General features: G+C 41.1%; 17 protein-coding genes. 7 read left to right on the forward strand and 10 right to left on the reverse strand.

Annotation, left to right across the window (positions count from 1 at the left end):
- Positions 1 to 5: 5 nt before the first annotated feature.
- Complete coding sequence (locus tag LTAR_RS07025; RefSeq protein WP_062421455.1) at positions 6 to 272, reverse strand: cyclic-di-AMP receptor; 267 nt, start codon at positions 270 to 272, stop codon at positions 6 to 8.
- Between the two features lie 3 nt (positions 273 to 275).
- Entirely contained in the window at positions 276 to 629 is a 354-nt protein-coding gene (locus tag LTAR_RS07030) for a cyclic-di-AMP receptor (protein ID WP_062421456.1), read from the reverse strand.
- 120 nt (positions 630 to 749) lie between these two features.
- Here LTAR_RS07030 and LTAR_RS07035 point away from each other — a divergent pair, with 120 nt between their 5' ends.
- The 3 genes from LTAR_RS07035 to LTAR_RS07045 are packed head-to-tail and all read left to right on the forward strand — an operon-like array spanning position 750 to position 6,298.
- A complete protein-coding gene (locus tag LTAR_RS07035; RefSeq protein ID WP_062421457.1) occupies positions 750 to 4,037 on the forward strand; it encodes a transglycosylase domain-containing protein in 3,288 nt (1,095 codons plus the stop codon).
- 48 nt (positions 4,038 to 4,085) lie between these two features.
- Positions 4,086 to 5,387, forward strand: coding sequence for an Nramp family divalent metal transporter (locus tag LTAR_RS07040; protein ID WP_062421525.1), 1,302 nt, complete (start codon positions 4,086 to 4,088; stop codon positions 5,385 to 5,387).
- Positions 5,387 to 6,298 (forward strand): universal stress protein, encoded by a 912-nt coding sequence (locus LTAR_RS07045; protein WP_062421458.1) that lies wholly within the window; start codon positions 5,387 to 5,389, stop codon positions 6,296 to 6,298. The genes LTAR_RS07040 and LTAR_RS07045 overlap by 1 nt, the downstream gene beginning before the upstream one ends.
- Before the next feature lie 418 nt (positions 6,299 to 6,716).
- Here LTAR_RS07045 and LTAR_RS07050 read toward each other — a convergent pair whose 3' ends face one another.
- From LTAR_RS07050 to nusA, 8 genes are all read right to left on the reverse strand, one after another.
- On the reverse strand, positions 6,717 to 8,141 hold the full coding sequence (locus LTAR_RS07050) for an FAD-dependent thymidylate synthase (RefSeq protein WP_062421459.1): 1,425 nt from the start codon (positions 8,139 to 8,141) through the stop codon (positions 6,717 to 6,719).
- Positions 8,110 to 9,057, reverse strand: coding sequence for a bifunctional riboflavin kinase/FAD synthetase (locus LTAR_RS07055; RefSeq protein ID WP_062421460.1), 948 nt, complete (start codon positions 9,055 to 9,057; stop codon positions 8,110 to 8,112). Before LTAR_RS07055 ends, LTAR_RS07050 begins: the two co-directional genes overlap by 32 nt.
- A gap of 7 nt (positions 9,058 to 9,064) precedes the next feature.
- Positions 9,065 to 9,976 carry a tRNA pseudouridine(55) synthase TruB gene (gene truB / locus LTAR_RS07060; protein ID WP_062421461.1) on the reverse strand — a complete coding sequence of 304 codons (912 nt, stop codon included), beginning with the start codon at positions 9,974 to 9,976 and terminating at the stop codon, positions 9,065 to 9,067.
- 40 nt (positions 9,977 to 10,016) lie between these two features.
- Positions 10,017 to 10,994 (reverse strand): DHH family phosphoesterase, encoded by a 978-nt coding sequence (locus LTAR_RS07065; RefSeq protein ID WP_062531893.1) that lies wholly within the window; start codon positions 10,992 to 10,994, stop codon positions 10,017 to 10,019.
- Positions 10,978 to 11,358, reverse strand: a complete 381-nt coding sequence (gene rbfA / locus LTAR_RS07070; RefSeq protein WP_081419865.1) for a 30S ribosome-binding factor RbfA — start codon at positions 11,356 to 11,358, stop codon at positions 10,978 to 10,980. Before rbfA ends, LTAR_RS07065 begins: the two co-directional genes overlap by 17 nt.
- A 30-nt stretch (positions 11,359 to 11,388) precedes the next feature.
- Positions 11,389 to 13,173: a translation initiation factor IF-2 gene (gene infB, locus LTAR_RS07075; protein ID WP_062421464.1), complete on the reverse strand. Its 1,785-nt coding sequence runs from the start codon at positions 13,171 to 13,173 to the stop codon at positions 11,389 to 11,391.
- A 120-nt stretch (positions 13,174 to 13,293) separates the two neighbouring features.
- Complete coding sequence (locus LTAR_RS07080; protein ID WP_062421465.1) at positions 13,294 to 13,617, reverse strand: YlxR family protein; 324 nt, start codon at positions 13,615 to 13,617, stop codon at positions 13,294 to 13,296.
- Positions 13,618 to 13,636: 19 nt separating this feature from the next.
- The gene (gene nusA / locus LTAR_RS16850) at positions 13,637 to 15,484 is read right to left on the reverse strand and encodes a transcription termination factor NusA (RefSeq protein WP_081419866.1); all 1,848 of its coding nucleotides are present in this window, start codon (positions 15,482 to 15,484) and stop codon (positions 13,637 to 13,639) included.
- 250 nt (positions 15,485 to 15,734) lie between these two features.
- Between nusA and LTAR_RS07090 the strand changes: the two genes are divergently transcribed.
- The 4 genes from LTAR_RS07090 to LTAR_RS17625 all read left to right on the forward strand — a co-directional run bounded on the left by LTAR_RS07090 (position 15,735) and on the right by LTAR_RS17625 (position 20,417).
- A complete protein-coding gene (locus LTAR_RS07090; protein ID WP_062421466.1) occupies positions 15,735 to 16,568 on the forward strand; it encodes an SDR family oxidoreductase in 834 nt (277 codons plus the stop codon).
- Positions 16,569 to 16,639: 71 nt separating this feature from the next.
- Positions 16,640 to 17,818: an aminotransferase class I/II-fold pyridoxal phosphate-dependent enzyme gene (locus LTAR_RS07095; RefSeq protein ID WP_062421467.1), complete on the forward strand. Its 1,179-nt coding sequence runs from the start codon at positions 16,640 to 16,642 to the stop codon at positions 17,816 to 17,818.
- A 2-nt stretch (positions 17,819 to 17,820) separates the two neighbouring features.
- The gene (locus tag LTAR_RS07100) at positions 17,821 to 19,197 is read left to right on the forward strand and encodes a hypothetical protein (RefSeq protein WP_062421468.1); all 1,377 of its coding nucleotides are present in this window, start codon (positions 17,821 to 17,823) and stop codon (positions 19,195 to 19,197) included.
- 878 nt (positions 19,198 to 20,075) lie between these two features.
- Positions 20,076 to 20,417 carry a DNA methyltransferase gene (locus LTAR_RS17625; RefSeq protein WP_081419867.1) on the forward strand — a complete coding sequence of 114 codons (342 nt, stop codon included), beginning with the start codon at positions 20,076 to 20,078 and terminating at the stop codon, positions 20,415 to 20,417.
- The last annotated feature ends 287 nt before the right edge of the window (positions 20,418 to 20,704 follow it).

The raw sequence follows: 20,704 nt of genomic DNA on the forward strand, positions 1-20,704 counted from the left end.
TTATGTTAGAAATGAATAAATTGATCCACTTTTATTACAAATACAGTGGCTTTTTTCGTCCCTTGCTCCTGTGGTTGCAGGCAATTTTCTTTGATGGTAGCAATGGCTTTTTCTACTTGATCATCTTCAACCCCAATCAGAAGAGTAGTTGAGCCGCGATGAAAAAAGCCTCCGGTAGAAGCAATCATCGTAACAGAAAATCCAGATTCAGTAAGTGCATGAGATACCTGATCGTTATCTACATCCCTGATGATAGTAATGATCAATTTCATGGTCTAAAACTCCTCAAAATGTTCGATATCGATATTAAAAATCGTAGCACCACCAACATTGATTGGGGTAGGCGTTGGAAGCGGCAACGGGGCACTTTCCAATGGAACTGCCAGATATTCAATCCTCTGCCGGCAGCTTTCTTTTAATGCACTTTGTGCTTTTTCAATTTCATCAGGTTTAAGGCCCAAAAGAAGAGTGGCATTGCGGCGGCCCAAAAAGCCACCTACACTGGGAAGCCGGGTAGGCATAATATTCACCGCTTTTAAAGCGGAATAGGCCGCATCTATGTCTTGTGCCTGAATTACGGCGATGAACATTTTTGAAATTTCGTTATCGGTAGATTTGATGGCGTCCATAATCTCTCAAAGATTAATCTGATATTAAATTCCATTCGTATTGTACATACAGGCGGGTGAAAGGTCAAATCGTAATTTATAATTGATTAAGGAAAATTAAGAATAGATACGGAATTTACCATGGCTTACTTTGATTCATTCTATAACAGTTCAGAGGATACATCAGATTCGGAGAATCCATCATTACCGGATGGTGGTGAAGAGCCTGAAAATGAATCACCTCAATCACAACCACAGGAAATAAAACCTGATTTCCCATTAGAAGATAGAGATGAGGATTCAGAGAAGAATAAACAAGGTCATAAAAAACCGCCGTATCCTTTAAATAACCACGATGATTTCTTATTGAATGATACAGGCGAACAAAGAGCTTTCAGCGAAAATAGATTTACAACTACTGGGGGGACTGTTGTACCCAAACGGCATGCCCCACCGTATGCAACACAACCTTTCTTTCAACCACAAATAACTGGTGCAACCAAGGTGGCTTCACAACCGTTGCCAACAGAAGGTAAAACGAGATCAGACGGTGTAACCACAACTGGTACTGTTCAGACCAACACCAATGCTGGTAAAAATCGCACACAAGTCATTTCAACTCCAGCTGGTGGTAGCAAACCACCTGCAAAGTATAAAAACAAAACCCCGGGTAAAGATACTGGTTGTTTTGTAAAGGCACTTATCATCATATTGATTGTTGGCCTGGCTGCAGTTTTCATCATGGGTGCTGCGGCCATCTATCAATACTTCTCCTTGGCTTCTTCATTACCAGGAATCGAAAATCTATCTGAAAAAACGTCGCAGTTCGAAACCACCCGCATAATGGACAGGAACGGCGATTTACTCTATGAATTATTGAGTCCAACAGCCGGACGAAGGACCTACGTTCCGTTGGAAAAGATCTCACCATACCTGATTGCTGCCACAATCGCAACAGAAGACAAGGATTACTATAATCATCCGGGTTTTGACCCCTATGCGATTTTTCGAGCATTGGTGCAAAACTATACATCTGGAGAAACTGTTTCGGGTGCTTCGACAATTACACAACAACTGGCACGTATGCTTCTCTTTTCACAGGAAGAACGTGTAGAAGTCTCACTTCGACGTAAGGCTCGCGAAATTGTTCTGGCTGCAGAAATTACCCGTAAATATTCGAAAGAACAAATACTGGAAATGTATTTAAATGAAGCATATTACAGTAATATGGCTTATGGTATTGAAGCCGCTGCAGAGACATATTTCAATACAACAGCCGATAAATTGACATTAAGTCAGGCGTCATTTCTAGCCGGTTTGCCTCAGTCGCCGGGGGTATATGATATCTTCACAAATCGAGAAGATACTTTGCGCCGCCAGGTGCAAGTTCTTGACTTAATGGTTCAACTCTCGAATGAAAGAAATTGCATTTATGTAAGTACAAATGTGCAACCTGTTTGCATCGATGCCAACAGCGCCGCTACAGCTGCCGTTGAAACTTCTGATTACCCATTTGAAATACGTCAAAACAACATGCGATTTCCACATTGGGTCAATTACATTCGATCACAGTTGGAACAGCAGTATGATCCACAAACGATCTACCGATCTGGATTTACTGTTTACACAACTATTGACCCCACCATGCAGGAAATGGCTGAAAGAATTGTAAAAGAACAGGTTGACACACTGGCTGATTACAATGTTTCAGATGGAGCGCTCGTGGCAATTCAACCATCCACAGGTCAAATACTCAGCATGGTTGGATCGGCAGATTTTAATAATGTGGAGATAAGCGGGCAGGTGAATATGGCGGTCAGTCCACGACAACCCGGTTCTTCCATAAAACCATTAACCTATACGGCTGCATTTGAAAAAGGATGGACACCGGCAACGATAATTTGGGATGTCCCCAGTGAATTTCCCCCCAGCGGAGATCCCAATGACCCCAGAGAACCTTACAAACCCATCAATTATGATGAAAAATTCCATGGACCGGTGACGGTTCGCACAGCTCTGGCTAACTCATACAATATTCCGGCTGTAAAAACACTTCAATATATTGGAATTTATGATAACAAAGATACTCCAGAACCAGATGGTTTCATCAATTTTGCCAAACGGATGGGAATAAACACCCTGACACGCGATGATTATGGATTGTCACTAACCCTCGGAGGAGGGGAAGTTACTTTATTAGATATGACATCTGCATTTGCCATTTATGCCAATCAGGGTATGCGGGTAAAACCTGTTTCGATCTTAAAAATCGAGGATTACTCAGGGAATCTTATCTACCAATACAAACCAGAAGAACCGGAACAGGTAATTCGGCCTGAACATGCCTACCTGATCACCTCGATACTTTCTGATAATAAAGCAAGGGCTCCTATGTTTGGGGAGAACAGCGTTTTACGAATGCCTTTCGATGCTGCTGCAAAAACAGGAACAACCAACAATTATCGAGATAACTGGACGATGGGTTATACGCCGGATCTGGCTGTTGGAGTTTGGGTAGGTAATGCCGATTACTCACCAATGCAAAATACAACAGGCGTTACGGGAGCTGCTCCCATTTGGTCAGCTTTTATGAAAGAAGCAGCCCCTTATATTTCCCACGATAATCCAACTCCGTTCAAGCGTCCAGGTGGTATTATCGATAAGGTAATATGTACAATTTCAGGAACAGAACCGTCTGAAGACTGCCCTGAGACACGATCAGAAATTTTTGCATCCGATCAATTACCTTTACCGAAAAATAAAGATTTTTATTCAAAAGTGACTATCGACACATGGACTGGATACCTGGCTTCAGGAGAATGTCAGGAATTTCAGAAGGCAGTACGGGCATTATCCATTGATGATAAATGGGGAAAAGATTGGCTTTCGAATACAGATGAAGGTCGGGAGTGGTTAAAAAAAGCCGGCCTAAGCAAGAATGTACGGTTTGCCCCCGAGAGGCAATGTAAAGCATCTGATCCAAAACCAACCATATTCTTCCCCGGCCTCGAAGATGGTCAGACGATAACAGAAAGCCCGTTTGATATTTATGCTGTGGCAGATGTACCATCTGGTTTCAAGGAGTTTTACCTCGAATACGGAATAGGCGAAGATCCGGGTGATTGGATAAAACTAGCCGGACCATTTGATTCCACCAGGCCAACACCAGATAGAATCGTGACCTGGGATGTTAGTGAATTAACCGGAAATATTGTTACTGTCAGGCTGGTGATGGTGGGTCAGGACGAAAATTATGCAGAGAAGAGGATTCACCTCATTCTGAATGTCCCGCCACCCACTCCCATGCCGACGGCAACACCAACCATCACACCTGAACCATCCCTTACACCTACAAATACTGAAGTTCCACCACAGCCTACTGGGACTGTAGAACCAATTACAACTACACCCGAAAATTCAGTATCATAGAGGAACAGGATAAAAGTACATCAGAAAAGGATCATGGCGACATCAACCATGAAAAAAGAGATTCCGAAAAAATCAAGCAGTAAAGAAACTGTTGAACAGGCAAAGCAGGTACTTCAAGGAAAAGCAAAAAAATCCGGATTTCGGAAAATTGCGCCTTTTCTTGGACCAGCTTTTATTGCCAGTGTAGCCTATGTTGATCCCGGTAATTTTGCCACCAATATACAAAGTGGTGCCCAATTCGGATATCTGCTTTTATGGGTAATCATTGGTTCAAATATCATGGCCATGCTGGTGCAGACACTTTCTGCTAAACTGGGGATTGCCACCGGCAAAAACCTCGCTGAGATTTGCCGTGAACGTTTCCCGAAACCTGTAGTGTGGATAATGTGGGCGCTTATGGAAATTGTGGCCATGGCGACCGATCTGGCAGAATTTTTGGGGGCTGCTCTTGGTTTTAATCTGTTGCTTGGTGTTCCGCTTTATCTGGCAGGGATTCTTACTGCCATAGCCACATTCTTAATACTTGGTTTTGAGAAATCAGGATTTCGATCACTTGAAACGATCATTACAGCTTTTGTCGGTGTGATTGCTATTGCCTATGTTGTTGAAACCTTCCTGGATAAACCTGATTGGGGTTTGGTTGCAAATTCTATTTTGGTTCCAAGATTTGCCGGCACAGAAAGTGTTTTACTGGCTACAGGTATTCTTGGCGCCACCGTCATGCCGCATGCCATATTTTTACATTCAGCATTAACTCAAAATCGGATTGTTGTTCGTAAGCCTAAATTGATGCAGAAGTTATTCCGTTACGAACAGATTGATGTTTTTATTGCTATGGGAGCTGCCAGTCTCATCAATGCAGCTATGTTAATCATGGCTGCTTCCACATTCCACCGTAGTGGTCTGACTTCAGTTGGAACGATTGAACAGGCATATATAACGCTTGAGCCCTTATTAGGGAAGGCTGCATCATGGGTATTTGGTCTTTCTTTATTGGCATCTGGTTTGTCTTCTGCTTCAGTAGGCACTATGGCAGGACAGGTCATCATGCAGGGATTTTTGCATTTTGAGATCCCTGTTTGGATCAGACGATTAGTCACAATGATTCCATCTTTGATTGTTATTTTTATTGGATTGGAACCAACCAGAACATTGGTGATCAGTCAGGTTGCATTGAGCTTTGGTTTACCATTTGCCATCATTCCTTTGGTTTACTTTACAGCCAAAAAAGATATCATGGGTGTCTTGGTAAATCACAAATTGACAACGATTGCCGCGAGTCTGGTTGCATTGCTGATTGTTGTTCTAAATGTCTTCCTTATTGTCAATTCAATTGGGAAAGGTATCTGATGTTTAAACACATTCTTGTTCCTTTGGATGGATCATCACTTGCTGAGAGTGTCATTCCCGTCGTGGGCGCTCTAGCGAATTGCCTGAAAGCAAAAATAACCCTAATACATATTATTGAAGCCAATCCTCCTGAAACTGTTCATGGACAGCACCATATCTCGAATGAAATGGAGGCGTGTCAATATCTAGAGCAAATTGCTTCAGGATTACGGAAAGACGGTTTACTGATTGAAACTCATGTGCATACCAGTTGTGTGGAAGATCTGGCTAAGAGCCTGGTTGACCATGCAAAGGAAATAGACCATGATTTGATCGTAATGTGTACACATGGTGAGAGTGGGTGGAAGGACCGATTTATTGGTTCCATTGCCCAGCAAGTGATTGGACTTGGAGCTTTGCCTGTTTTGCTTTTACATCCCATCGAGGATAAGGTTGGAATAAATCATAGTCGAAGTTTTAGCAAATTCCTTCTCGCTCTAGATGGTAATGAAGACCATGAAGCAGGTGTCAAGAAATCTTTAGAGCTGGCCAGAGAATTAAAGGCCGGGTTGCACTTGTTGACCGTAGTAGAAACATATTCAACTTTAAGTGGATCAGAAGCCGCCACAGGAATGCTTCTTCCGACTGCGACATCCATAATGTTAGACCTGGAAGAGGAAGATGCACGGGAACGACTGGAGATGATGGCAACTGACTTGCGAACTAAAGGTTTTTCTGTTTCGCTAGATGTTCACAGGGGAGATCCTGTTGAATGGATTGTTAAGGATTCATACAATCATGAATGCGACCTTATCGTTTTAGGAACGCATGGGAAAAGTGGAATAAATGCATTCTGGGCAGGTTCATCTGCTCCACGGATACCGGGACTTGTGAAAACAGCCATCCTTCTTTTTCCGGTGCATAAATCCTGAAAATTAAGAATTACGAATTAATATATACCCCAAAGAAATTAATAAAAGACCGATCCCATCAAAAAGAATGAATCGGGAAATGCTGGATGATAAAGGTGCATGACCTATAGGGATTGTAATAAGGAGACAAGTCTCTCCGACGAGACCAATTGATTGCATGATGAGAGACTGAAGATATGACGTTTTATTTTTTACAGGTTGTATTGCAGCGAATATGTAAGGAACATTCCACATGAGAAAAAGTATTCCCATTCCTCGAATAGAATAATCGCCAGATAGTCCTATCAACTCAAAACTTGGGGAAAAACTTGTGGGAAAAAACATAAACTGAAATGCACATTGCAGATTAAAAAATAAGACTATTGCCATGAATAATCTGGCCAGATGAGTTTTTAAAGTTGGTGATGAAAATTTACTATCAAACCTTCTGGAAAAATTTCTCTTCAATTTCATTGGCATTTTCTGTCTGATTAATTCGCAAGAAATTTCCCAAGCCGGGGAAAACATTTTTCACCTGATCTGCCATCTGATGGGCGATCCGGCGCATTGAGAAATGGGCGTTGGGAGCCGTTCGTAAAGATAAGAAATGAAAAAGACTGCGGAAATTTGATTGCAAAAGCACATGTCTGTTGAAGGCATTTGGAAGAATATAAGCGGCTGCATGTTGAGAATATGCAGATAACTCTTCATATGATTTCTGCACCATTTGCATGATGGAAATGTATTCGTCCAAAAGCCCGGCTTTTTGAAATTGACGAGGAATGGCATATCCAAAGGATGGTGTAAACGGCGAAGGGGTCTGGGCCATCATACGATGACGTTTCAATTCCAGATATGCGCCTTCGTCCAAAACTACTTCGAAGAGAAAATTCCCATACTCAAGTTCTCTGATGGGGATATCATGATCTTTCAAATTACCAGTAAGATGTGATAGAAGATCCTTCTTTTGATCAACTGTCAGGTTGTTAACGAAATTGCGAGATTGCGCATAGGATACATTTTGATAGCGCATTATCGCGGCAATAAGAATTAGCTCTTCTGCATCTTGATCATAACTACGTAGATATGCCCCCGGTGTTAATGGATCAACATAATGTAGGTTATTTATGCGCAAACTTTCAAAGAATCCCGATGTGTCAGTCAGTGATGCCTGCTCGTTGGCATATTTGAGAAGGGTTGGTAAAGAAACACGGGAAATTTCTTTAATTTCATTTCCAAGAGCCCGAACTTCCTGCAAGGGATGCGATAACATTTTTGTTATGGCATGTTCCAATGCCCGTGCGTTAATGGTCATACCCACATTGGCAAAAGCAGATACGGGTAATAGAAATCGACAAACATCTCCAGCAGCTGTTAGTAAAATCCTTTTCCGGCGGGCAGGGGATTCTCCTGAAACAATGGGGGTCTCTTCATCTAATGAATCTATTACTAATGGTAAAGCACGATCATATAGAGAAAATAATTCTTTGCATGTATCTTGAAAAATCTTTCGAGATTGGTCATCATTAAATTCATCAGGAATATGAAAATCATCGCTATTCCATTTTTGGTATCGAGTGGATTTTTCAGTATAAGATGCAAGACGATTAGATTCCAGGCATTCAACCGCCAATCGTGAAATATTCTCTACAGCAATATGCAATACGGCATGCTCGGCAACCGACGAATGCCCGTAACCAACGACCCATTTTTCATTGAATTCCGCACTCGATTCACCTGTTAATTCGTCTGCATTTTTTTTGAATGATTCAGGCGAACGGGATGTTTTTGCAAAAGCTACGGCAATGGTTTCTTGCGGATAAACCTGTGGATCAAGCAGATATACTTCTCGAGAACGGGTCATCTTTCACATCCCTGGCGGCTTTAATATCGCTATGTATCTGATATACAAGTCCTTCGAATGACGGGAACTTGACTTCACCGCGAAGCCTATGGGTGAATTGTACTTGAAGATTTTTTCCGTACAAGTCACCTTTGAAATCTAATAAATGGATTTCTACAAATACCAGTTTCGTGTTGTCCGTAAAAGTTGGACGGTACCCCACATTTCCTACAGAAAGATAAACCTGTCCATCAACATTGGTCAGACAACGATAGACCCCAATCGCCGGGAGAATTTTCTGCGGAAAAGTGTCTAAATTAGCCGTTGGGAATCCGATTGTTCTTCCCCGGCCGTCACCTCTTATGACGATTCCCTCTACTTCATAATACCGTCCTAGAGAGTGGGCTGCAGATGAAACATCACCTATTTCAAGCATTTTACGAATAGAGCTTGAGGAGATTGTCTCATCTCCCACTTTCTCAGTAGAGATACAATTTACTTTATATCCCAATTTCCGACCAATAGAAGATAAAACTGAAACATCTCCCGACCTATTTTTTCCAAGGGTAAATCCGCATCCGACAACCAGTTCCTTCAAACCCGTGTGAATTGACAGTGACTGCATAAACTCCTCAGGTGTCTTGTTTGCAAGTGATCTGGAAAATGGTATCGAAATAAGGACATCTACACCGAGTTCTTTCAGCAATTTACTTTTTTCGTAAGGTGATGAAAGGTAAAAAGGAGTATCAACACCCTTCAACACCACAGCCGGATGAGGGAAAAAAGTAAGGACGGCTGAAAGGGCATTATGTTCCTGGGCAGATATTTTGAGATTTTCTATCAGTTTTTGATGGCCCCGGTGAACACCGTCAAATGAACCAATAGTAACGCAAGCCTTCTCAAGGCTTAATTCTTCAATGGAGCTGGCTTCGATCATCTGTTATTCAAGAGAAAAAGACTTTTTTCGGCTGCCACTCATTTGATTCGGTATTAAATTCCATCAACGCAACAAGTTCTCCCTGTTCGTTGATACCGCGAGCCCAATTTGATTGCAGAGCAGGGGATTGAACTCGAATACCGTGGCGTACGGCTTCTACCTGTTCATTGGTTAACTCAAGAGCCGGCCAATCTGATAAAGCTTCGGCCGCAGGGATCAGGTACTGATACCAATTACCGGCATCGAATGATTCACGAAGTTTCCGCAGTGGAACGGCATCTCGCAATGTAAATCGTCCACTTTTTGTACGACGAAGTCCAACCAGATGAGCACCGCACCCCAGTTTTTCACCCAGATCATGGGCCAATGAGCGGACATACGTACCTGATGAGCAGTAAACATCTATTACCGCTTCTGGTGGTGCCCATTCAAGCAAATCAAGGTTATAAACATGAATGGTGCGAGGTGCAAGGTCAAATTCTTCGCCATCGCGGGCCATATCATAGGCTTTTTTCCCTTTGACTTTAATGGCAGAGTATGGAGGTGGAACCTGTTCAATTTCACCAATGAATGTTTTCAATTCATTTTCAAATTGATCTTCTGTGATATTGACCGGCGAAGATCCGCCGGTAATCCGACCTTCTGCATCGTATGTGTCGGTGGATTGACCAAGGCGCACCACTGCCTGGTAACGCTTGTCTGAAGCTGATACATATTCACTAAGGCGTACAGCTGGACCCAAAAGCACAACTAAAACCCCGGAAGCTCGAGGATCGAGAGTACCCGTATGACCAGCTCTACGAATATTTGTACCCTTGCGAATTATTTGTACTACATCATGCGATGTTAAACCTACTGGCTTATCTACAACCAGCACGCCTGAAATGGCATTGTTTATGTTGAAGGATTCCTCATACATAGTTATTTGAGTTCTCCCATCTTTTTTATTTCCTCACCTGTTATTCCCGATTATTTTTATTATCGCTATTTTTGACATAATTGATAGTGGCAGATAATACACTTTCCTTTACTTCATCCAGCGTACCATTAATTTCTGCACCAGAAGCTGCCGGATGACCACCACCGCCAAAAGATAACGCTAATTTTGATATATCCAGTCCGGGTATTGCCCGCCAACTGACTTTGACCTTATTATGCCCTTGTTCAACAAACATGACAGCAACAGATGCACCATCAATAGAACTAAGCATATTAATCAAATCGGCATCATCATTCCCTGTATAGGAAACCGATTTTCGATCTTTGAGAGATAAAACTGAATAGATTACCCGATCCATTTGAGTAAGATTGGTCAAACCAATACCCCAGTATTTTGCCGCTTCAAAAGTACGGCGCACTAAAGTTTTGGAATACATCTCCGCAAGATTGATTCCCTTATCCATTAAATCTGCCGCAAGACGAAGTGTGTCTGAAGATGTATTGCTGGTTCGGAAACCGAGAGAATCGCCAAGAATGCCCATCAACAATGCTGCTGCCACAGGCTTTGTCATGCTCAATCCCCAGGCATCCAAATGAGCAGCAATTACAGCACTAGTAGCTACGTTTTCTGATTCCACCAGGTTGATACGGCCAAAATTTAGATTGGATAAATGATGATCGATGTTGATGTCAACCATAACATCTTGTGGAAGGGCATCTCCCAATCTCTTTGTATCAGAACAATCCAACGATATAAAGAGATCAAAAGGATCCTCGACTTTATGTTTGACTTTTTCTGCTCCTTCGAGAAATCGCATCCCCACTGCGATAGAATCTGCCAGCACCATTTGCACATGTTTTCCAGCGTCTTCAAGTGCAGTACCCAGACCGAGTAGGGAACCAATTGCGTCCTGGTCTGGTCGAATATGGGATGTAACGACAATCCGATCGGCCTTTTGAAAGGCAGATCGAATTTCGAGGTCAATCGGGTTTGTCATTTTTTGATGCATCTTCTTTTTCTTGTCTTAGCGAGGCAAGGAGAGTTTCGATATGATCTGCCCGTTCTGGTGTGGGATCCCAATGAAACCGTAATCGCGGGAAAACGCGCAGTTCAATTCTATCTGACAATGATTTTCGTAAAAAGCCGGAAGCATGGTCAAGACTATTAATTACTTCTTTTGACCGGATTTGACCTTCGATGGCTGAAACAAAAACATCTGCGTACGCAAGTTCGCGATCGACTTTTACATCTGTAATAGAAATACCATCCAATCTTGGATCGGCAATTTCCTTAATTACCATTTCTGATAACTCCTGACGGATTCTATCTGCAATCCGTTGAAGCCTTAAACTTGATGGCATAATGTGACTCTTTCTACTTTGCTATTCTGGTCAGCCTGAACGTTCCAACGTAAAGCATTCCAGAATATCACCTTTTGCAAAACTTTCGAAGCCTTTCAGGGAAATACCACAATCAAATCCCTGACGGACTTCCTTGACATCATCTTTCTCGTGTTTGAGTGATGAAATATCACCTTCAAACACTTTTTCTCCATTACGTATGACACGAATCTTACCATTGCGTCTGATTTCATTCTGGGTAACTCTGCAACCGGCAATATTACCAAGTTTGGAAATTTTGAAAACTGCCAGAACTTCTGCTTTGCCTATTTGAACTTCTTTAAATTCTGGTTCAAGCATACCTTTCAAAGCTTTTTCTACATCTTCGGTCAATCGGTAGATGATTTCGTATAGACGAATAGATACTCCCTCGACTTCAGCCAGACGTTTTGCATTAGAATCAGCTTGAACATTGAAGCCTACAATAATGGCCTTGGAAGCAGAAGCTAGATTAACATCATTTTCACCAATATCGCCTGTTTCAGAATACAAAACATTGATATTGACATCACCTTTTTCAATTTCATTCAATGCAGTGGTAATCGGTTCGAGAGAACCCTGAACATCTGCTTTGATAATAAGCCGTAATTCTTTTGTTTCACCAGCTTGAATCCGGTTAAAAAGTGATTCAAGAGAAGCTTTTGGCGCATTGATTGATTTTTGTTGAACCTGTGCTTTACGTTCTTCCGCAATCAACCGGGCTTCTTTTTCACTGGAATAGACCTGGAATAATTCTCCGGCTTCTGGAACGTCGGATAATCCCATGACCTGAACGGGGGAAGAAGGCCCAGCTTTTCTAATTTTCTTACCGTGGAAATCAAACATAGCGCGAAGCTTGCCAACAGCTTTACCGGCCAATATGACATCACCTACTTCAAGACTGCCATTCTGTACAAGCAAGGTTGCCATAACACCTTTGCCATGATCAAGTTCTGCTTCAATGACAGTTCCGATGATCTGATTGCTTGAGGGGTTGGCTTTGATATCCATACTTTCAGAAACAAGAAGAATGGCTTCCAGGAGATCTTCAATACCGGTCTTTTGTTTGGCTGATACTGGAACGACCATTGTATTTCCATCCCATTCATCCGGGACAAGATCAAGGTCAGCTAATTGTTTCTTAACGAAGTCGGGATTGGCGTCAGGCCGATCAATCTTGTTCAAAGCGACAATAATCGGTACACGAGCTGCCCGGGCATGTGCGATCGCTTCACGAGTTTGAGGCATAATCCCATCGTTTGCCGCAACAACCAGAATAACGATATCAGCACCCTGGGCACCACGGGCACGCATGGCAGTAAAGGCAGCATGCCCTGGTGTATCAAGGAACGTAATTAATTTTCCTTTATGCTCAACTTGATAAGCACCAATATGTTGTGTAATTCCGCCTGCCTCTCCAGCAGCCACTTCACTATGCCGGATGGCATCCAACAAAGTGGTTTTGCCGTGATCAACATGACCAAGGATAGTTACAACAGGTGGACGATTGACAAGTTTGGATGAATCCTCATTGGCAATAATTTGCCGCCAGAAGGGAATTTCCCCAGTTTCAGTCTCTTTGACTTCTTCTTCCACCTCTAATGTTGCTTCGAAGCCTAATTCTGAGGCAACGATGGCCGCTGTATCAAAATCAACCATCTGGTTAATATTTGCCATCACACCGTTGGCCATCAGGATTTTTATCACCTGAATGGGACTGGTAGATGTGGCTGTGGCCAGATCACGGACTGTGACACTACCGGCCAACTCAATTGTTTTATGCCCATTCTCGCTCATACTGCACCTCCAGTTATTAGCGAGCCTGTCTTTCCTCCCCCATGAAATGGAAATCAGGGCCCGATCATATTGTTCTTGATGAATGACGCGAGAATGTTGGATATTAAGAACTCTTACATTTTACTCTTCCATTTTTGGTGAATGAGCAGTATCCACTACATCATCCGGAAGATTTGTAAGATAAGATCTTAGTACTTCACGATCCATCTCGGTCAATTCAGTTTTCAAAGCACTGGCAAGAGGACCTTTTAGCCCATTTTCCCAACATCGTTTGTTTTCATGAAGATATGCACCGCGACCGGCGATCTTGCCACCGGGGTCGATGATAATACCCTCATTCGTGCGAACCAGGCGAATTAGATTTTTTTTCTCCAACACCTGATGGCATCCAACACACGTTCGCTGGGGTATATGCCGAATACGATTACCAGATTTTTTTGCCACCTTTCCTTTACTCTAATTCTTACTCATCCCAGTCCCAACCGCCGCCACGTTTATGTTTCTTGATTACTGTGGTCATATCACGATCAGGATCATATGTAACTTCAACATGTTTCGGTTTCTTTTTCTTCCCGGATTTTTTGGAGACTTCGTCCAATTCATCATCTTCTTCTGAAACAGGTTCAATGATATCCAAGGCTTCTGATTTCAGAGAGAATAATTGATCAAATGACACTTCCTCTTCTGGCTCTTCTACAGATTCAACTGTCGTTACCGGTTCCGCCATTTCAACATCTGAAACTGGTGTTGTTTCAACAATCGGGGTTTCTACGATTGGAGATTCTACAATGGGTTCTGGTACTTCAACAACCGCAGGAGCTTCCAGTTGTGACATGAAATTCTGAATTTCCTGCATGGCTCGTGGTCCAATACCCTGGAGTTTTAAAATACTATCAGGTGATGTGCGGTATGTGTAAGCCAGGTCACGAACTGTAAGAATATTTGCTTCCTGAAGGAGGTATGTAACGTGCTCAGGTAAACCAGAATCCAAGATATCCACATCCAATTTTTCTGTTGGAATATCTTTAAGAACCTCAACGATTTTTTCTTCTTCCATGTCAGGAGTCGGTTGTTTGTGAGCGATTGCCCGGCGTTCAACACGATCCACAAATTTCGTCATTACATCATATTCTTCAGGTGGAAGCGGGCGGCCGTCAGCTTTCTTTACAAGCATGGCTTCAATGACTGGAATTACATCATGTTCAGCTTCAGCCTGCATCATGTATGTCTCATCTGAAGATAATTTGTTTAAGGCATCACTGGCAGCTTCAGGAAGGCTCTTAATATCAATCCGCCAGCCAGTCAATTTGGCAGCCAAACGGGCATTTTGACCATCACGACCAATAGCCAGACTTAATTGGTCTTCTGGCACAACAACCGTGGCTGTTTTACCATTTTCTGACTGTTCGTTCAGATAGACTCCGCTAACACGGGCAGGAGATATTGCTTTGGCTATGTATACTGCCGGATCATTGCTCCATTCAATTACATCGATCTTTTCATCATGCAATTCACGAACAATTGCCTGAATTCGGACACCGCGAATTCCAACACATGCACCAACTGGATCAATACCTGCCTGAGCAGCTGAAACGGCTACTTTGGCACGCTGACCCGGCTCACGGGCGATAGAACGAATTTCTACTACACCGTGATAAATTTCTGGCACTTCGTTTTCCAATAGACGGCGCAGAAAATTTCGATGAGTTCTTGAAAGGATGATTTGTGGCCCGCGCTGTGAATCTTTTACCTCGGAAATCAATGCACGAACGCGATCGTGAATACGGAATCGCTCACCGCCAATCATTTCTTTGCGGGGCATCGTGCCTTCTGCTTTCATTTCAAGGCCGATTGTTAAACCTTGGCCACCAACTGCCTGAACAACCCCTGATACGATTTCACCAAGCTGTTTTTCATAAAAACTCAATTGCGATTGGCGCTCGGCATCACGGATTCTCTGTTGAATCACCTGACGGGCAGTCTGTGCAGCAACACGGCCGAAATCCTTGGGAGTAGATTCAACCAATACCATGCTGCCCAATTCGGCATTTGGATTTACCTTGCGTGCTTCTTCCAGAGTCACTTCTGTGCGTTCATCTTGAGATTCTTCTACAACTTCTTTTTCGGCATAGATGGTGACCTGGCCAGAATCGGGGTCAATTTTTGCTTCAACTAATTGTGCATTTGAAGCATTGACCGCACGTCGATAGGCTGAAACCATAGCAGATTCCAATGCCTGCAGAATGATCTCTTTCGGTAATTGTTTTTCTTCCAGAACTTCATTGAAAGCCAGTGTGAATTCGTTTTTCATTTCTTTACAGACTCCGAGTGAAACCCGTTACAAACAGAAAAGTGGGGGAAACCCACTTTTCAAGGACGACTAAAAAGCTAAAAGCGTATATATTTTAGCATAGGCGAACTGCTTAATCAAGTAGATTCCGGGTATACTTGAATTTCAGCAGATTAAACTAGAATTAGAATTCATTACATAAACCAAACTATCCCAATGGGTTACAAACAACCATTGGGATTATGTGAATGTGAGATAAAGGAAATTGACGATGAATTTCAGGGGTAAAAATGTATTAATTACCGGCGGATCACGGGGAATCGGATTGGCTGTAAGTGAAGCGCTAGCAAGAAAATGCGCAAATATAACTATCATCGCGCGCGATATCGAAAGATTGAATAAAGCTGTAGATATTATCAAAAATGCGAGGATGGAAACAGATCAGACAATTAATGGGATTCCGTTGGATGTTACCTCCTCGAGAGATGTAATGGAAAAAATTGGTGGATTCATAACAGAGAATGGTGCTCCAGATATCGTAATCAATTCTGCAGGTTTTGCCCATCCTGGAAATATCGAAGATCTACCTCTAGAGATATTTCATAAAACAATGAATGTGAATTATTTTGGTACTGTTAATATTATTAAGGCAGTATTACCTGCAATGCTTGAAAAGAAGACTGGGCTTATTGTGAATATTTCATCGGTAAGTGGTTTTCTCGGGATATATGGTTATACGGCATATAGTGGATCAAAGTTTGCTGTTACCGGATTTTCAGATGCTCTTCGTAATGAATTGAAACCTCGAGGAATTGATGTGGCGATTGTATTTCCTCCAGATACCGACACCGAACAACTTGCATATGAGTCAAAATTCAAACCAGCAGTGACAAAAGAGATAGCGGGTTCGGCAGGTTTAATGACTCCGCAAGCTGTTGCAGCGGGAATTGTACGTGGAATTGAAAGACACCAGTATATTATCACCCCGGGTTTTGAACCATCCATGATTTACTGGCTTCAAAACTTTATGGGAAATGTGACTTTCAAAGTTTTGGATCACATGTCTTTGAAAGCATATAAAAAATACAAAAATGGAAATTTGTAGAATTCTCGGATGGAAGCATTATTCATTCCGATGTATGCAAAATTATTCATTTTCAATATATGGAGACAGTCATGGATATCTTTGAAAAATGTTTTCAATATACAGAAGTAAAAACCGCCATAAAAGAAGGATATTATCCTTATTTCATCCCTTTGACTGAAAATGAAGGAACCGAAGTCACATTCAAAGGCCATCGCATGATTATGTGCGGGTCAAATAATTACCTCGGTCTAACTACTCATCCAAAAGTTCGGGAAGCCGCTATAGAAGCAATAAAAAAGTATGGTACAAGTTGTACTGGATCAAGATTTCTCAATGGGACCCTTGAAATGCATGAAAATCTTGAAGCTGAATTGGCTGAATGGGTGGGAAAGAAGGCTGCATTAACTTTTTCAACTGGAATGCAAGTAAATCTTGGCACAATAAGTGCCCTGTTAAACAAAGATGACACTGTTATTCTTGATAAAGATGACCATGCGAGTATTGTCGATGGTGCAAGACTTGGTTTTGGAAAGATAGAACGATACCGTCATAACGATCTTGATCACCTCGATCGGGTTATGAGAAGTATCCCTGAAACATCGGGAAAGTTATTAGTGACTGACGGAGTTTTTTCGATGGAAGGAGATCTGGCAATGGTTCCGGAGTTAGTGGATTCATGCCAGAAATATGGTGCCCGAATAATGATCGATGATGCTCATGGTATTGGTGTAACAGGAGATGGGCATGGAACTGCCTGGCATTTTGGCCTTACCGATAAGGTAGACCTGGTCATGTCTACTTTTAGCAAGAGTTTTGCTTCTCTGGGTGGCTTTGTTGCGGGTGATGAAGATATTATTGACTATATTAAACACCATGCACGATCATTAATCTTCAGCGCAAGTATTACTCCGGCATCAACGGCTTCGGCCATGGCTGCATTACACGTCATGAAAGATGAACCCGAACGTATAAAACGAATAAACCAGATTGGTGAAAAAATGCGGGATGGATATAAATCGATGGGATTCAATGTGGGAAAATCCGTGACACCTATCATACCAATCATGGTGGGTGATGATCAGAAAACCTTTTTGTTCTGGCGAACATTATTTGATGAAGGTGTTTTTGTAAACCCAGTGATATCTCCAGCAGTTGCACCAGGATGTCAACTATTACGCACTAGTTATATGGCATCTCATACAGATGCACAGTTGGATAGAGTGCTTGAAACATTTAAGAAAGTTGGAAAGAAGGTTGGAATAATTTAGTTATGAAGAAACAACCTTTGCCAGTCAGGGGCTGGTTAAAAAAATCTGCTTTCGATATTTTAACCTTCCTGATTATTCTGGGTGCTATAGTTTTTCGCTTCTCATTTTATGAGGATATTCGATTATCCATTGCCACAAATGATTCTTCATCATATTACAATCAGGTGGAGATACCTCTGTTTAGTTGGGAAGCGTTCACATCTCGGCGATTACCCAGTTATCCTGTTTTCTTAAGCCTCTTTAAACCTGAAGATGGTTTTCCAAGCCCAACAGCCATCAGCTACCCTGCAGCCCACGGAGTTGGAACCAGAAATAAAGCAATGCAACCCGGGTTTGATATAGCTGTTAGTGTGCAGGCGATTCTTGCAGTCTTTTCATGGACTTTCTTTACCGTTATCTTTTGTAGAAGACTCAATAATAAATTACTTCGTCCCATCGCCGCGGCAATTATCTTGGCTTTTGCATTTACCCCATCAATGGTTGAATGGGATTCCATACTGATGACGGAATCTCTCTGTTTCTCTTCCTTTATTCTTCTCTCTGCCATAACTGTTGAATTGTTATTCAGAATATTTGTTGATAAAAAAATCAAAGGAAAAATCACCGGCTCTTTGTTTGTTATATGGGGACTTCTTGTTCCAGTATGGGCTTTTTTACGCGATTCCAACGCAAATACTTTGATAATACTGGTTGTCCTGTTGTTCCTTCTTCTGGCAATCCCTAATATTCGAAAACAGATACCCGTGTATTGGGTTACGGGATTGGCAGTTTGGGTTGGATTTCTTGCTTTTTGGTATTCGTTTACTACATTATCGGCAAACAGATGGATATACGGTTGGACAGATATCTACTATGATTGGATTAAAGGATATTCATCACGCTTGAAATTCTTCACAGACCATGGTATGCCACGACCTTGGACGCCTGAATGGGTAAAAGAAAATGGTTCCAAGACATACTTGTTATTTCTTTTCCAACATCCAGGATTTATGATTACCGAATTTTTTGGAAGATTATCGGATGCGTTCTCTGAGAACATACAACCATTTTTTTATACATATCCAACATTATGGCGAAAAATGGTATTGGCTTTAGGGGATATTTTACATCCTCTCTCCAGCACAGCATTTGTATTTCCTTTGGTTAGTGGATTCTTAATCGTATTTTCTGGATTACGGGAAAATTTACCTGACAATCTACCCTGGATGTTCTTTATTATTTGGATCATATGTATCATTTATGGACTATACGTGGCTAGTTTCTTTGGAGATAGCGCTGGATTGATACGCCATTCTATGGGTGGAGTAGTTTTCATGCGGTTACTTGTCTGGATGACGCCAATAATCCTGACTGAAGTTGCACTTAAAAATAGAACATGAGGGAGACTCATAACTAACCTGGATTCGTCCTAAAAAGAAGAGATAAAAAGAGGCTGACCTCAAAAGCAGCCTCTTTAGTTATGATAATTTGAGTATTCAAATAAATCTATTAAGTTTATGGCTAATTATTTTGATTCTATTGCCAGTTATTATGACGCTATTGCCAGTATCTTTGATTCACTACAACCTATGTAGGGAATCAAAGATACTGGCAATTGCTCAATCTTAAGGGATATCGATTAAATCAAAATTATTGGCAATTATCTTCAAATTACTTGGCAATATTTTACTTTTTTATAACAATAAATGGCAATACACTTACTTTCAACAAAACTCAAAGTTTACTGAATATGATGGCAATACCTTAATCAAACTATTTTGTATAAGGTTGATGTACAATTATATTAAAAAGAACAAAACAGGATTAACAGAATTTTTTTTTAACGAATATATTGGCAATTTTCTTACTAATGATAATTAACAATATTGGCAAAAAAAACGGCAATACCCTAATCTTTTTTTATATTAGTTTGTTCTAATAAGTTAATAGAAAATTGCGAGTTTTAAAAGAAAAGAATTAGAACAAAATTAATTTCCATAACTATGAATTATATATCCAATCGCGATTAAAGGAGGCATATCAGGTTTTAGCCTCTAATAGTAGCCTATATTTTCTAAAGAAAATTTGAAAGTTCATTATATCAAAATCTTGTTAAACGAAATCTTTGGACGTAATTGTTTTATGAACGAGATAATTTGGGCTTATGACTATAGTGGAAAACATATGAGCAAATGTCCGCCAAAGCACGACAACATTCTGTTTTATGTAAAAGACCCTAACAATTACATTTTTATGTAGACGATACTGACCTAGAGGTATACATGGCACCGGGTTTGGCTGGCCCAGAAAAAGCTGCAAAGGGAAAGCTCCAACAGATGCTTGGTGGTGGACAATTGTAGATACAAATTCGAAAGAGCGAAAAGGTTACCCAACCCAAAAAACACTAGGAATAATTAATCGAATAATCAGAGCTTCTTCGAATCCTGGGGATACTGTGTTAGATTTTTTTGCAGGTAGTGGCGCTGTGGGCGATAGTTGCATTAACCTCGGCAAAAAATCATTTTTTATTGATAATAATCTAGAGACATTACAGACTATGGCAAGACGATTTCAAAACAACATTGATATCTATTGGAATAATTATTCTCCTGAAGAATAATCATCCGTCTTCAAAGGCAAAGTACATAGCTTTCTCTTTGCGTATATAAGTAAGTATATTTCATTAATTTTTAAATAAATCGTAGGAAAACAGAAAATAGCTTTCTGAAAATATTATAAGCTTCTTATTTTTTTTTACCAAAGTTGTAATGGCAACATTCTAGCAAACTGTTAAATATTCTTATTGAATCAATTAATCTAATTTAATTTAATTAACTATTCAAATAGATATTTAGAGTCTAGGATTTTATAAAATTATAGCAACAATAAGTAGATTATTTATTGTAT

It is taken from the genome of Leptolinea tardivitalis (assembly GCF_001050275.1).
GTDB lineage: Bacteria > Chloroflexota > Anaerolineae > Anaerolineales > Anaerolineaceae > Leptolinea > Leptolinea tardivitalis.